Origin of the sequence: Chlamydia sp. 04-14 (genome assembly GCF_036632095.1) — a bacterium.
Taxonomy (GTDB): domain Bacteria; phylum Chlamydiota; class Chlamydiia; order Chlamydiales; family Chlamydiaceae; genus Chlamydia.
Genome location: NZ_JAPYKW010000001.1, coordinates 1 through 15,908, shown reverse-complemented (window position 1 = coordinate 15,908; position 15,908 = coordinate 1). Strand labels below are relative to the sequence as shown.

Below are 15,908 nucleotides of genomic sequence, written 5' to 3'. Positions count from 1 at the left end.
TCGTTAGTAGTATTTAGAATCGAAATTTACTTCCTACATTTATATTGTAGTTGCGTGAGGATCTACGTAATTCGCAACTGCCATGGCTAAAGATTTCAATATTATTGTTCACAGCTGTATGTGTGGATCCTTGCATCAATAAACCATGTCTATCTAGATTTGTTGCAGGTGTTTTCCAGCGGAATCCGTTTGCAAGTAATAAAGTGTCACATCCTGGATTCCTTCTCCATACATCAGGAACGTAGGATATAGCTAAGCTATAAAAATCCGGATGGGAGTGGGAACGCCTATCAATTTTAAATCCACAAGGAATCGCTAAGTTAATCAAACGAGACGAACAGAATGAGCGTGCTTCTGCAAGTTTTTCTCTAAAGGATCCATGTTCAGCATAGCCAAGCTGAACATTCACAAAAGGAACAAATTGATTTAGATGTAATTTAGTGGTTTGTAAAACAATAGGTAAGCTTCCACCTATTTCTCCTAACCAACAATTGTTATCCCAATTGCCATCTTCTTCAGGCATGAAGGTATAGCGTGTTTTCATATCTTCGTTAGTATGGCTGTAGTTAATTCTTGCAGCAAAGGATGTGAAGATAGTGTTGCTTAACGGATGTTTTATGGATAGGTAGGCACTACCTACTATAGCTTGTGATTTTGTTGTGGAGACTACGTAATCTTTAGATTTACCGAATACCTGGGAGAAGGCTACTCCAAATACAGAATCAGAAATTGTTTGTGAATTTGCTCCAATAACGTAGCCACCACTAATACGTCGGAAACCATGGGATACGCTGTTGCGATCATGATGGAAGACATTCGAAAGTCCAGCCACCCATAATCCCTTACCGTAGCCAAAGCCATCACAGCTTGCTGTAGCTAGGGCATTCATAGAGCGTAGGTCTATGAAAGCTCCCCATAAGCTATTAGGGACTAAAGATGCTTGACGTTCAGGACTAGGAATGAATCCTGTTTTTGTCCAAACAGCTTTTAGAGTTTTCTTTTTATTTAAATCACTACCTGTACCGTCTTCCCATGTAAGTTTCCAAGATCCTTGATAGCCATATTGTGGCTCAGCATCTCCTCTAGGAGTGAGTGTAAGAGCATCTGTAGTAGTTTTATTATCCCCTGCTGTAGAAAGAGAAAGCACTTTGAGAGTAATAGTATCTTTATTGAAAAGATCGTGATTTTCGTAAGCAGTTCCTGAGACATCATCTAGGGATATATGGCCTGTTAATGTAATAGATCCTGCAGTATTTTTTGTTTCAATTTTAGCTCCTTCACCGGGTTGTGTAAGAGAACTAACGTTGATATGGAGATCTTTTATTGAGATGGTTCCGTTAGCATTATCTTGATTGGTGGGAGCTGCGGCACCGCCTGCTCCAGCACCACCTCCACCACCTCCCGCGGCAGCAGCAGTTGTGTGAGAATGCTCTGTAATTGCTAGGGTAGTTCCATTATCCATTAAGAGAATAGAATCAGCTTCTTGTTCAAAGGAAACAACGGATAGGTTTGCTTTATCAGCTAAAACAAGTTTCCCGCCACCTAGAACCACTTTTTGATAGATAGTTGACTCAAAATTCTTTGTGTCCGTCGCAGAAGTTACATGGGCTCCAGAGAATAGTACGGTTCCGATGTAGTTAGTAAAAGGAGTATTCTGTTGTCTATCTTGGTTGATAGTTAGAGTATTATTGCCGTTAGGAGCTGTTTCTGGAAGTGTAGTCACAATAGGATCATAAAAACAGAGTTTATGATCTCCAGAGGCCGCTAATAATGTAATGGTTGCTCCCTTTTCTAAGTTGATGGCATTTCTTGTGGTAGTACTGCCATCATTTTTTAGATTTTCATAGAAAATCATATCCCCATAATCAGCAGATAAGCTTAGAGTTCCTCCAGAGGGGATATAGATGGCACCACCATCTTTTGAGATGTTGTTTGTAAACACCGTTTTTCCTGAAGAGGTAATGCTGACTTTTTCTCCATAAATAGCTCCACCTGCGGTTGCAGCGAAGTTATTAGCAAAGAAGATTTCGTTTTGATTGCTTATAGTTAATCCTGTGAACTCTGGAGAGGTGGGAGCAGGAGGTGTTGTAGTCTGTTTTATACAGAAAATAGCCCCACCTTGTCCTAATACTTCATTATTATCAGCAACTTCAGGAGATGCAGAGTTATTCTGCATGAGTAATTGTGCGTTATTTGTGAAGTTGATGTTCCCTTTGGAATAAATAGCTCCACCGGATTTCGCATTATTCGCGTCAAATTGTATGGCACCATTTCCTGAAAAACTGACGACAGTATTTACTGGTCCGTTTGCTGGAGGAGGAGGACTTCCTGCTGTAGTGGGATCAACCGAATGAATAGCACCGCCAAGTTTCTCAGCAGAGTTTGATCTGAAGAGAATAGAAGGGCATTGTGTAACATCTAGACTTTTAGATGCACCGATAGCTCCGCCGTTTGCACCGACGTTGCTAAGGAATTGCATAGATTTTTTGATATTGCTAATTCCTACTACTTGTGCCCATAGAGCACCACCATTATCTGCAGCGCTATTATTTTTAAATATCAGATTCTGAATATTCTGTAGAAATACAGGAGCTTTGGAGTATAACGCCCCGCCTTTTGGATTCGTTGGAGTATTTGCAGGAGTGGTACGAGCCATTAAGGCTACGCAGTTAGAAAACGACAGGGTATTCATCCCCGTAATCGTATAAGGGAACGATTCGGGAGTTGTTGCCGGAATAGAGCTTAGGGCAGCACCGTTTACCGATGTGCGCAGGTTTGTAAATGTTAGATTATGGTTTTTACCCACAATTGTCATGGGCCCAACGGAGTTGAAAAAACAACTTGAAGGTGTTGCTACCATTGAATTGTCAAGATTTAAAAGATTCAGATTTCCTGACAATATCGCCGTAGTTCCCTCAGCATTTGATGTAATCGTATAGGGAAACATTTCTCTAAGGTTACCATCGTAAGTTCCGTTAGGAACTACGATTTCCAAAGAAAAGGCTTGGAATGAACAAGGAAGTGTTAGCGTTGTTGAAATTAGAAACTTACGGAGAGACGCTTTCATTTGCTCAAGAGGATGCAACAAGATTGATTTTGCTAATAAATAAAAAGTATTAAAAGATCAATAGGATAGGAAAGCATTTCAATGAAATGCTTAGCATTAAAAGCTTTATATTGTTTGATAATCTATTGTGTAGATGGGAGTTTTTATTGATTTTCTCTCTGTGAGAATGATCATTACATGAGAGATTCTTCCGAAAATATTGCAAGTTGAGCCATAGAAGAAATTCAGAAATTTTTTTATAAAAAATTTTTCTGAATTTCTTAAGATGTCATGCTTTTTAAATGTTATGTCTTAAAATAAGAACTGACTACCGATATCTCCTAAATAGTATTGTGAAGATTTGCGTATCTCTGCACAGCATTTTGAAAATAGCGTAATGTTATCTAAGATTGCACAATGCATCGACAATTGCGCTGCTAGTGCTTGCCTTGAGAGATTTGTTCCTGAAGTTTTCCATGTAGCAAAAGGTGCGTAGGTGGAGGTAATTGTAGAACATGGATTTTGTCGGAATAGATCTGCAATGAAGGCTACAGATGTCGAATAGAAAATAGGCCAACGCGAGTTATGTCCTTCCAAACGTATACCGATAGGTAGAGAGACATTTCCTAATTTACTACTGGTAATTTCATGTTTTTTCTCTCCTTCTTCTTTAAATTTCCTTTGATAGGCATAGACACCTTGAAGATTCATAAAGGGAAGGATGTGATGGAAGATATTATGCTCTTCGTGGAAATCAAAGGATAGAGAAGATCCTAGTTCAGCACCTACACAATGGGTATTCCAATACCCATGAGTAATTTCTGAAGATTTTCGTGTTATCGTGAGTTTATTTTTACTATGGCTGTACGTTGCTTGAAGATTTAAAATTAATGGGAGATCTGAAGAAATCTTGGATAAGAATTCAGGACGAGCAAACAGGTTCCCTAAAGACCAATTTAGGATAGGTTTTATAGGTGTGCTATGCTGCAAATATGCAGATCCTGCGAGAATATTTTCACGATTTTTTGCTAAAGAGGCATCTTTAGAAACCCCGAACATTTGGAAAAAGCCTATGCTAAAAATATCCTTAGAGGGAGTTTGTTGTGATAGCCCTAAAGCATAGCCTCCGCTGGTATGACGGAAGCCGTGGTTATCTTTATGATGATCTTTATGGAAATAATTAGAGATTTCTGAAACCCATAAGCCATTGCGATATAAGCTGCCATCAGAAACGGTGTCCATAAGGTTATGGATACCGCGGATATCTACGAAAGCATTCCACAGACTATTGGGGACTAAGGAATTTCCCTGGGAATCAATCAGACGTGGTCGATAATGTTTAGGTGTCCAGACAAGATGAGCAATTTTTTCTGCATTCGTTCTTGAACGTGTATTTATTGGTTTCGGTGCTTGTTCTAACCATTCGAGTTTCCAAGATCCTTGATACCCATAGGGATCCATTGAAACATTAATACGATTAACTTCTGTATGTGCAAGATCTAATTCACGAGTTTCAATTTTAATTAGGGGAATTTTTACAGATTTTGCTAACTCTATATTTTCATAGAAATCTTCATCTTGAATATCGATATTCATAGATCCCGATAGAGATATTTTCTTATCTCCTGATAGAATTAAAATCTGCCCCGGTTGTCGATATGATAAGGAATGAAACTTTATTTTCGGATCTTTTGGTTTCGGATTTAAAATAGAAAGTTTCACAGGAATAGTAATATTTAAAAGTTCAGCGTTTCCGTGTACTCTAAGCATGGTACTTTGGTCTAGAATAAATGTTGTGTCAGGACGTTGAATAAAGTTCAAAACTCCAAGAATGGCACCTGAACTTAAGTCTAGAGTGCCTCCTGCTAGTATTACATCCTGTAAAATTCTAGACATATTTATGGAAGCCAGTGAAGAACAAGTATGAGTACATGCCCCTGAAGAGAAAAACACTGTGCCCTTATAGATGGCCCCGCCTGTTATTTGATTGATTAGGAGGGGAACATCAGAAGAAGACGTGGCAGTAATAGCATCATAGAATTTAATGATTTTCCCTTCAGCAGCACCTATATAGCTAATAAATGCATCATTTTCTAAATGAATAGCATTTCTTTCAATATGGCCGCCATGACCGCCTCTTATTGTCCTATTTCCCTCGAAGATAATATCTCCTTCCTCAGCAAATAAAGAAAGCTCTCCATTAGGAGCAATGGCAATAGCGCCCCCGGCGGGTCTTGAGTTGACATCTCCTGAAGCTGTATTATTAAGAAATAGAGTGGGGCCCATAGCGGTTAGACGCATTTGTTTAGCATAAATAGCTCCACCACCCTGAACGGATGTATTATTAGAAAATGTTATCCCGCGATTTCTATGAAATGATAAGGAACATGTGTTTCGTGATCCTGGAGTAGGTATACAATGGATAGCACCCCCTTTATCTGATGAGTAACACTCTGAGAAGATGATCTGATCATTGGATCTAAACATTAAAGATCCTTTAGATCTGATTGCGCTTTTCCCTGTTCTTAAGTTGTTAGATTCTAAAAACGCAAGCTTGGAGAAGCATGATAAGGTAAGGAAGGTTCCCGCAGAATTGCAAATCATTTTCCCTTCGGCTGTAGTGGTAATTTTATCGAAGGTTAAATTTCGGTTATTGCCATTAAAGATTAGGTCTCCTTTGGTATTTTTAAAACAGCTACTATTTTCAGGTTTAGTAACGGCGACATTTTGTATTAAAATATTGTCGGATAAGATGTAGGTTGTTCCTTCGTCATTGTCAGAAGCTTTAATAGAAAAAGCCGCATTGTTTATGCCGTTAAAATTATCAGCAGAGGTGAGTGTTTTTAACACAGCAGAGTATGCTGGTGAAAAACACAAACAGGACATAGCACAGCAGCAAAAAATCCATGGGTTAGGTCTTTGCGTCATATGGTATAAAAGTATATTTTTAGAATGTTTTTTTTGCTTAGGGGAGGGAAATGAGAAAAAGCCTTTCCTCACATAGAAAAATTTCTGAAATTAATCAAGATTAATAGGGGATGTTTTTCTAAAGATATTTATATCTAAAGGATTAGAGCAGATAGATTTTTCATGAATATATTTCCCCTGCTCCTATAGAGCAGAGGAAATCCTTTAGAAATGGATAGAGCTACCTGCATTAGCGTGATAGCTTCTTGCAGATTTACGTAGCTCGATACTTCCTTGAGCAAATAGCTGGATATATGAGGTTAGGGCATAATCTCCAGCACCTTGGAATCTTGCTGCATGTCTTTGTAGATTTGTGGCGGTTGTTATCCATGGTGTAGCAACAACATTCGTTACAATTGGTGTTGTTGTATTTTTAGGATTATGACGGTAAGCATCACCTACATAAGCTGCAGAGAGTTCGTAATGGAGATCTTTAGATACAGAATCTCCATAAACTTTCAGCCCTAAAGGTATAGAGATATTTGTCAAATAGGTATGATCAAAAGCTCTACGTCTTAAGCCTTTTTCATGGAATCCTTTTTGATATACGTAGACACTTTGTACTTTTACAAACGGCGATGCCATTTGGATAATGCCATCTTTACTCTGTATAGGAATAGCTATAGATGTACCAATATCTCCAGAGTAACAATGGTTTTCCCAAGAGCTGTTTGTTTGTGTAGCATCGAGGTATTTTATTTTCATGGAGTTGTCTCCGTAAAAATAACCAAATTGTGCTTGGAAGGTTACTGGAAAATCATCAGTTATCTGTTTTAAAATTTTTGGTCTGAATACGGACGTTCCTGCAAGGAATTTTAAAATAGGTAATAGCTCTGTGTCATATTGTGTATACAAAGATCCTGAAAGAATTTTCTCATGAATCCTTGCACCTGCGTAATCTTTAGCTCTTCCAAATAGCTGGCAAAAACCAAAGCTGAATTTAAAACCATGAAGGGATTGAGAGCTTGTTCCTACAGCATAGCCAGAGCTGAAATTTCTGAACTTGCGATTCTTATCTGTTTTCTTACCTTTTAAGAAGTTAGATAATCCTGCACCCCAGATGTCCTTGCCCTGTGCGGAATTTGCTTCTCCTTCAATTAAACGTTGGATAGCAGCAACATCAGAAACCATTCCCCACAAGCTATTAGGAACTAAAGAGGTGTAGCTTTGTGTATCTCCAGGAGTGGGGAGGTAACCTTGGGGTTGCCAACCTAAGGTGGCTACTTTTTCAGTTGGTTGACCTGAGCCTCCAGATGGAACATCTGCCCAGGTCAATTGCCACACACCCTGATAACCTAGGTGTGAGGAGATATCTTGATTAGGTGTGTTAGGGCTGTCGGTAATAGTGACACTTCCCTGTGCTGATATTTTTATGAATTCTTTATTAAGCTGTTTAGCAAGATCTGGATTTTCATAAAATTTAGGATCAGAAACAGCAAGTGTGATAGCTCCTGTAACTTTGACAGTTCCGGTACTTCCTGTAGTACTAACTCTTGCAAAATCTGGTGAATTTACATTTGTAACTCCTATCCATAGGTTTTTCAAATCTATTGAATCGGATGCCTGTAATTGCGTGTTTTGTTCTAATACAACTGTTGAAGTAGTATCTTTTTGAGAGAAAGATTTTGCAGAAAATAGAGCTCCATCTTCTAGGACAAGTGTTCCAGCAGCTAGTTCTACAGGTTGTTTTAAGCTAGAGGCATTAGTTAATGCTTTAGTCTTCGATGTATTTTGCTTTTTACCTGAGAAAACTATAGTGCCTTCATAAAGTCTAGGTACTGGTTGAACAGCTGCTGCGGATCTCACAGTTGGTGTTGAAGAACCTCCGCGAGAGGGAGCAGGCTGTGTAACCGGACCGTTGATTATTAATTTATCAGAAACATCTGTACCGTTTGATGTAATTGGGTCATAGAAGATTATAGAGCGACCTTTTAAAGCACATAAATCTCCAAATTTAGCAGTAGATCCAAGATCTATAGCATTGGGCGTATTGTCTTTTGCTGTATTTCCCTCAAAGATAATATCGCCCCCCTCTGCTGATAAGTAAATTGTACCTCCATCAGCAATAGCAATGGCGCCACCCTTCTCTTTAGCGGTATTATTAGTAAATAATGTCTGACCAGTAGCGGTAATGATTAAATCATGAGCATAGATCGCCCCACCACATTTATCAGACGAATTGCCTGAAAATGTTAGACTATCATTACCACCGAAGGTGAATGTATTTTGAGCTGCTTGTTGTGCTCCAGAACCTGGAACATCGGGGGCTGGAGCAGGACCACTAGGGCTACCAGGACTCCCACTACCTCCGGGAGGTTGTGTTGGTGCAGTGGAAGACGAGAGAATAGGAGTATTTGGTAGTGCAATTGTTGTTGGGGGCGTAGTTACAGTTGTTATGGGAGATGGTTGTGGCTGTGGCTGAGGTTGCGGAGGAGGAGAGACTGGTGGAGAAACGGTTGCTGCTTTATAACAAATTGCTCCACCATTTTCTTCGGAATGATTATTTGAAAACGTAACGTTTCCGTTGTTAATTACTTTAAGTGAGGATCCTTCACAATAAATAGCTCCCTTACCTGTAGAAACAGAAGATCCTGGAGAATTGGAGAAAGTAAGATTAGTAAGATTGGTTAACTGTAGTGTTGTTCCAGATGCTGTGTTGCTAATGGCAGCACCCTTTGCTGTTAGGGAGATATTTTCAAATGTGAGTGAGTGAGTGGCTCCTGAAAAAGTTAAATCTCCAGCAGTATTACTGAAGCAGCTTCCTTCATTAGTTTTACTCCCAGATGCTGGTTGTGGAGGAGGCGTAGGAGTAAGTGTTGTAATATTCGTGAAAGAAATATCAGTAGTTAGGCTATAAGTTGTCCCTGCCGCATTACTTGTTGCTTTCGATGTGAATTCTTTTGGTGGATTCACAGACCCATCGAAACCTTCAGTTAGCTCAGTGATGGTTTTACTAGCTCCTGCTGCGGGAACATTTTGCGGAACTGCTGGGGATACTGAGGCATTCTCAGCAAATGCTATGTGGGTGGATAGCAAGGATGACGAGAGTAAAAACCCATAAACAGAGAGTTTCATGAAGGTATCTTGGGTTATGAGGGACTATCTCGCGAAATAGATAAAAAAATAAAAAATTTCAAGCTTATCAAAGAGAGTTTGTGGGGAGAAGGGGGGACTTCCTGCTCTTAAAGAGCAGGAAGTAAGGGAGATCTAGAAATGTATTTTAGCGCCAAAATCATAGTTATAACTATGAGATGAGGAGCGTAGTTCACAGTTACCTTCTGCGAAAATTTCGATGTTTGGTCTAACAGCGAATCTTCCAGAACCTTGAACGACCACAGCTTTGGTATCTAAGTTGGTGGCTTGTGTAGCCCAAGGAGCCAAGCCTCCAATTAGAAATAGTGTCATACTTTCAGGATCGATGCGAAATACATCATGGACATACATAGCGGATAGATCATAGGCGAGGAGTTCTCTAGGACATACTCCATGGATCTTAATCCCTAGGGGAAGAGCTAGGTTAGCTAGATATGTACTCGAGAATAAGCAGCGACGTAGTCCTTCTTCTGTGAATTTCCTTTGTTCAGAATATACTCCTTGGAGTTTAACAAATGGAGATATGTGTTTAAGTATAGAAGGGCATTTGCTCAGAGTATAGATGAATGTCGATCCTAGTTCTGTAGCTAAGGAATAGTTAGACCACATGCCTGTTGTTTTCGTTGTGTCTGTGTGATTTATTATAAGGTGGTTATTGCTATGGCTATAGCTTAGCTGAGCGTTTACAATAACAGGGATAGACGGAGATGCTTGAAGTTCAGGAGGGCAATCTGTAGATCCCCCACAAAGGAAGCGCAACATAGGTAGCGAGCCTACGTGATGTGCATAAAAAGATCCTGAAAGTGTTTGATGATCTACTTGACCATTAGCGTCATCTCTATCCTTACCAAATAGCTGGGAAAATGCTGCAGAAAATACATTGTCTGATAGTGTATGTTTATTCATACCAATGACATAGCCAGCATTGTTATGTTGGAAGACATAATTTTTTGCAGAGCTATTAGAATGTAGGAAGTTTTTAATTCCTGCAGCCCAGAATCCTTCAGAGGATAGAGAATTTGTTGCTAAGGACTCTACTGTTCTTTCTAAATTACGAATGTCTGAGAAATTTCCCCATAGAGTGTTAACCACTAAAGGAGTGGTGATTTCTTGAGCTCCTCCAAAAGGGATATAGCCTGTAGGTCTCCAATGTATCGTTGCTATTTTTGTCCCTAAAGTTGTAACGCCTGCATTTGTAGAACCTGGAATCGTTTTCCAATCTATAGTCCAATCGCCTTGATATCCACGATGCGAAGCGATATTTTTCCTAACTGCTTGGGGGATGTCTACTAAAGCAATTTTTGATATATCTTTATCAGAGAGTTGTAGGACTTCTTGATTTACGTCATAGGCAAGAGCATGATTGTCATAGAAGGTTTCATGATCTGCAAAAATACCTAAAGGTCCTTTAACAGTGACAGTATGAGCACTTCCTGTTGTGGAGATAGTTGCTGTTGTAGGATTTTTGAACTCATCAAGACGTAGCCAAAGTTCTTTAATATCTATATTTTCTTTAGTTTCTATACTTGACGTTTGATCTAAGATAACTTTAGATCCTGCAGTTTGTGTTAGAGATTTAGCTTCTAAATGCGCACCTTTTTCTAAAACCAAAGATCCTGCGGATAGAGTCAGAGGTTGTGTGAATTTAGAAATGTGTTTTCTCCTTTTGTGAGGACTCTCTATATATCTTCCCGAAAAGATTATAGATCCTGTGTAGGTGGTTGCTCCTGAAGTTTTATTAATTTCTAAATTATCAGCAGCTGTTCCTTCAACAACCACAGGATCATAGAATAGAATAGACTGAGATTCTTTAGCTTCTAGTTTTAAAAATTTCCCGTTAGCTCCTACATGAATTGCGTTATTTACCTTATTTCCTGCGTCAGTAATGGTATTTCCTTTAAAGATAATACTTCCGTCATCTGCAGATAGGCTAATCTCTCCAGATCCAGCAATGGAAATTGCCCCGCCTTTTTGCGTGGCGTGATTATTTTCAAATAGGGTAGCTCCGCCAGCTTTAAGGACGAGTTTCTCCGCATGAATAGCTCCTCCTGTAGTTGCTGAGGAGTTGTTTTTGAATATCATAGATTCATTTTGCTGAAGAGTTAGCGTTGCCGCTGTTGATCCTGTTTTTGCACAATGGATAGCTCCGCCTGCTGCTATAGAGTGGTTTGTATCAAAAGTTAACTTCTTATTTTCTTTGATAGTTGTTGATGCCACACTATAAATAGCTGCATTTCCTGTGGTTGCTTTTGGAGCAGCAATAAAGGATAAGATGTTAAATCCTGACATTGTAAGTGTTTTTGCATCAGTATTATTACTGATAGCAGCTCCTTTAGCTGTGGAAATGATATCTTCAAATATTAAAGAATAGTTTGCTCCTGCGAAGGTAATGTTCCCTGTAGAATTTTTAAAGCAACTTGTATTTGCTGGTGTTGTTGATTTAACATGTTGAATGGTTATGTCACCGGTGAGTGTGAAGTTAGTTCCTCCAGAGGCTGTTGTTTCTTTCGGAGTAAATTGTCCAGCTCCTGTAGAACCATCAAAACTCGTCGAAGATGGTAAGTCGGTAGCGTCTGCAAACGCCATAGATGCGGTAAAAGAAGAAAAGATTAAAAACCCGTAGAGAGAGTTTTTCATAGTATATTCCCTGTTGTTTTATAGGAAAAAATGTTTTCTGCTTTTAGGAGTGGGCATAACCTTAGCAGTTATGCCTACTCAAAAAAGCAGATTAATTCGGTATCAAAGGTGTCATTAAGAGTGTAGATCCCTGATATCAGGGATTTACACTGTTAAAAATGCACCCTACTGCCAAAATCCATGTTGTAGCTATAGGAGGAACGGCGAAATTCTACAGTTCCTTGAGCAAAGATATTGATGTGTGATGTAAGGGAGAGGTTGCCTGATCCTTGCAACAGAGCAGCTTGTTTACCAAGATTTGTCGCTGTTGTTGTCCAGGGGAGCAAGCCTCCAGATATTAATGAAGTCACACTCTCAGGATTGCAACGATAGAGATCGGCAATATACATCCCAGTGAGTTCATAAGAGAGACGATGTAGTGATTGTCCTTGGATTTTTAAACCAATTGGCAATGAGAGATTTTTTAAATTACTATTACTAAAAGAGCGTCGTTTTATTCCTTGTTCTTGAAATTGGACTTGATGTGCATAAATCCAATGTAATTTGATAAATGGAGAGATGTATTGGAAAAATGTATGGGAAACATCCAAAGCAAACGGTAAAGAACTTCCAATTTGGGCAGAATACCCGTAGGTATTCCATGAACTTGTTGTTCGTGTGCGATCAGAGTATTTTACTGTCATATGATTTCTACCATAGCTATAGCCTATGAGAGCATCAAAGTTGATAGGGAAGTCCTTAGGGATATTTAATAAGAATCTTGGTTTGTATGTTGATGTTCCCGCAAGGAAACGTGCAATAGGAAGTAAATATCTCGAGTGCTGAGCATATAATGATCCTGAGAAGAATTTATCTTTAGATTTTGCAGATCCAAAATCTTTAGATCTTCCAAATAGCTGACAGATCCCTATGCTAAATATATCATCTTGAGGAGTGTGTAGTTTCCCTCCTGCAATATATCCCGAACTCTTATGACGAAACCCATGGTTATTGTCAGTAGAGCCTTTACGGAAAGAGTTGGTGAGTGATGAAATCCAAAGGTTATTACCTGATGATTGAGCGTTGGTTTCTATAGCCTGTTGGGCAAAGCGTGTATCTAAAAAGAGATTCCATAAGCTATTAGGAACTAAAGATGAGCTAAACTCTCCTGTGCCTCCTACAAAAGGAATGTAACCAGAAGGTTTCCAAACTAAAGACATCTTTTTATTAGGTTGTAATGCAACGTTACCAATAACAATTTCAGGTTGTTCTTCCCAAGAAAGCGTCCATTTCCCTTGATATCCACGATGAGTTTCCATTGTGATCGTAGGAATGTCAGGAATATCATCAATAATAATGTTGTCCAAATGTTGTGCACCAACATTTAAACATTCAAAAGATAATGTGTTAGCCAAAGCTTCCTGATTATAAAAAATCTCATCATTGAGGTGCATAACCACAGGCCCACGGATATTAATAGCAGCACCGTCAGCAGTTGCGGTTAGTATTGCAGGAGCATTTGCGATATCTTTAAGATCTAAATGAAGATTCTTTATTGAGATATTATTGACGGTCTCTAATTTGGTTCCAGGATGCATGAACAATAGGGACTGTGGATTCTGCTCGAAAGATTTTGCCTTTATGCTTACTTCTTTTTCTAAAATTAAGGATCCTGCTGCTAGTGTAAGATCTTGAGAGAATGAGGTGAGTTTAGAAATAGGTGAATCTACATAAGATGTTGCTGAGGAAAATACAACTGTCCCTTCATAGGGATTAGCTCCGTTAGGGGCATTGATAGTTAAGCGATCAGCTATATCTCCTGTAGTAGTAATCGGATCATAGAAGTAAATGGATCTATTCTTAGCAGCGCGTAGCTGAAGAAACTTTGCTCCGTCTTCTAGATGAATAGCATTACGGATAGTTTGATTATTTGTGATTATGATATTTCTCTCAAAAGTCAGATTGCCATTATCTGCAGACAGGCTGATTTCTCCGTTAGCAGCAATGGCAATAGCTCCGCCCTTATCTTTAGTAACGTTAGATTGAAAAACCGTATTGCCTGCGGTAGATAGAAGCATTTTTTCTGCATAAATTGCCCCACCTGAAGATGTGGCTAGGTTCCCTAAGAAGAGAAGCTCACCATTATTTTGCATTGTTAATGTAGGTGATGTTGCGCCTACAGTTGTGCTTTTCTCACAACAAATAACACCGCCTTTCCCTGAAGATTTATTATATCCAAAGCTTCCTTCAAGATTGCTTTCTATTAACATGGAGCTATTTGAATAAATCGCTCCATTTCCTATTTCTGCTCTAGGGCACGCATGGAAAATTAATCTCAAACATCCCGATATGGTAAGAGTCTTAGCATCTGCAGTAGTGCTGATGGCAGCACCTTTTGCTGTTGATATAATATCATCGAAATAGAGAAGACGACGATTCCCCGTAAACGTAAGGTCTCCAGCGGAATTGGCAAAGCAGCTTGTATTTGCTGGATTTAACTTGCTTACGTTTAAGAACGAAATCGCACTGGATAGATTGTATGTAGTTCCGTCAGCATTATTTGTTTGTTTTACATCGAAAGTTTCACTAGAGGAGCCGTTGAATCCAGCTGCAAGATTGACAGTATCGGCATCTGCAAGAAGTTCGGTAGCAATGGACAAGGCAAAAGAGGAAAACAGTAAAACCCCATAAATAGAGTTTTTCATTAGTATTCCCTGCATATTTTGCGGCTCTACAGGACATAGGGGAAATCCGAAAATAAAGCAAGAGTTGCTATATAGTGATGTGGAAAATATGGGGGATATTCCCTGCTTAGGTTAAGCAGGGAATATTAAAAATCTTAGAAGCGGACTTTTCCACCAAGATCAAAGTTGTAGCTATATGCAGATCCACGAAGTTCGAATCCTCCGTGTCCAAATAACTCTACATGTTCTGAATAGGTAAAGTTATTAGCAGCACGAACTACAAAAGCATGACGAGCTAAGTTGGTAGCTTTTGTTTCCCAAGCAGCTCCTGTAACAACTAAAGAAGTTGCGCAGTGGGGATTATCCCTATAGACATCTGGAGAATAGGCAAGTGTAAGATCGAAAGTATCTTTGTTATTTGAAGATACATTTTCAAACTTCACTCCGATAGGTAAAGCTAAGTTCACAAGATGGCTATTTTCAAAAGAACGTCCTTCACTTGTAGGTTCTTGGAAGCTCTCCTGTTCACCGTAGATCATCTGTACCTTCATGAAAGGAACAAATCTCTCAAAGATGTAGGAATCAGGAAGCTCCATGGGGAAACTCCCGCTAATTTCACCAGCGAAGCAATTAGTTCCCCAGCTACCTTTAACCTCGGGATATGTAAGAGGTTTAGGAGAATAACGCTTTGTGTAGCGTGTTTTCATATCATTTTCAGCATGGCTGTAGCTAAACAGTATGTTGAAAATCATAGGAACATCTTCAGGAAGTTTCGCTAAGAACGAAGAAGGAAATTTCGATCCCGCTTTAATGAAGTAGGCTTGAGGATGTAGCATATGAAAATGTTCAAAGAACAAAGAACCCGCATACACATGTGTACGGTTTTTAGATACTACATAATCCTTATCATGATCAAAGAGCTGACAAAAAGCTAAAGAAAATAGATCTTCAGTTGGTGTTTGTACGCTAGCGCCTACAGCATAGCCAACACCAACGTGACGGTATTTCTTGCTTGTCGTTGTTTTTTTTCTGTGTAAGAAATCTGTAATAGCAGCTCCCCAAAGACCACGTTCGTGTTCTAAACCTGTAGCGCTTATGCTCATAAGTTGATGCAACGCGCGCATGTCCGTGAAAGATCCCCATAAGGTATTAGGAACTAACTGCGCTTGACGTTCAGGGTTGGGGAGATAGCCTGTTTCTGTCCAGGTTAGGGTGGCTAGCTGATCATTACTGGTTCCACTAGCCCAAGCAATAGTCCAATTTCCTTGATAGCCATAATGGGTTGATGGAGTTTGTGGTATGGAAGGAGTTTGTGGTGCTGTTGGTGCGGTAGTAGCTTGAAGTGTTATGGTATTTGCAAAATCGCGAGTTTTGGAGAATATGGGATACTCGTAACCGTTGCCATCTTCGTCAACAAAGCTTATAGCTGTGACAGTAATGTCTTGACTTGCGGTTTGAGAATAGACTTTAGCAGTCGAAGAGGGCGTAACCCCCCCCCCCCC

General features: G+C 39.4%; 6 protein-coding genes. All 6 read right to left on the bottom strand.

Annotation, left to right across the window (positions count from 1 at the left end):
• Window positions 1-13: 13 nt before the first annotated feature.
• A complete protein-coding gene (locus O6937_RS00030; protein WP_332389737.1) occupies window positions 14-3,067 on the bottom strand; it encodes a polymorphic outer membrane protein middle domain-containing protein in 3,054 nt (1,017 codons plus the stop codon).
• A 291-nt stretch (window positions 3,068-3,358) separates the two neighbouring features.
• Window positions 3,359-5,923, bottom strand: coding sequence for a polymorphic outer membrane protein middle domain-containing protein (locus O6937_RS00025; RefSeq protein WP_249324531.1), 2,565 nt, complete (start codon window positions 5,921-5,923; stop codon window positions 3,359-3,361).
• 255 nt (window positions 5,924-6,178) lie between these two features.
• Complete coding sequence (locus O6937_RS00020; protein WP_332389736.1) at window positions 6,179-9,088, bottom strand: polymorphic outer membrane protein middle domain-containing protein; 2,910 nt, start codon at window positions 9,086-9,088, stop codon at window positions 6,179-6,181.
• 132 nt (window positions 9,089-9,220) lie between these two features.
• Window positions 9,221-11,743: a polymorphic outer membrane protein middle domain-containing protein gene (locus tag O6937_RS00015; protein WP_213240483.1), complete on the bottom strand. Its 2,523-nt coding sequence runs from the start codon at window positions 11,741-11,743 to the stop codon at window positions 9,221-9,223.
• 152 nt (window positions 11,744-11,895) lie between these two features.
• Window positions 11,896-14,427 (bottom strand): autotransporter domain-containing protein, encoded by a 2,532-nt coding sequence (locus O6937_RS00010; protein WP_213240485.1) that lies wholly within the window; start codon window positions 14,425-14,427, stop codon window positions 11,896-11,898.
• A gap of 134 nt (window positions 14,428-14,561) precedes the next feature.
• The coding region (locus O6937_RS00005) for an autotransporter domain-containing protein (protein ID WP_332389735.1) at window positions 14,562-15,908 on the bottom strand (1,347 nt) is incomplete at its 5' end.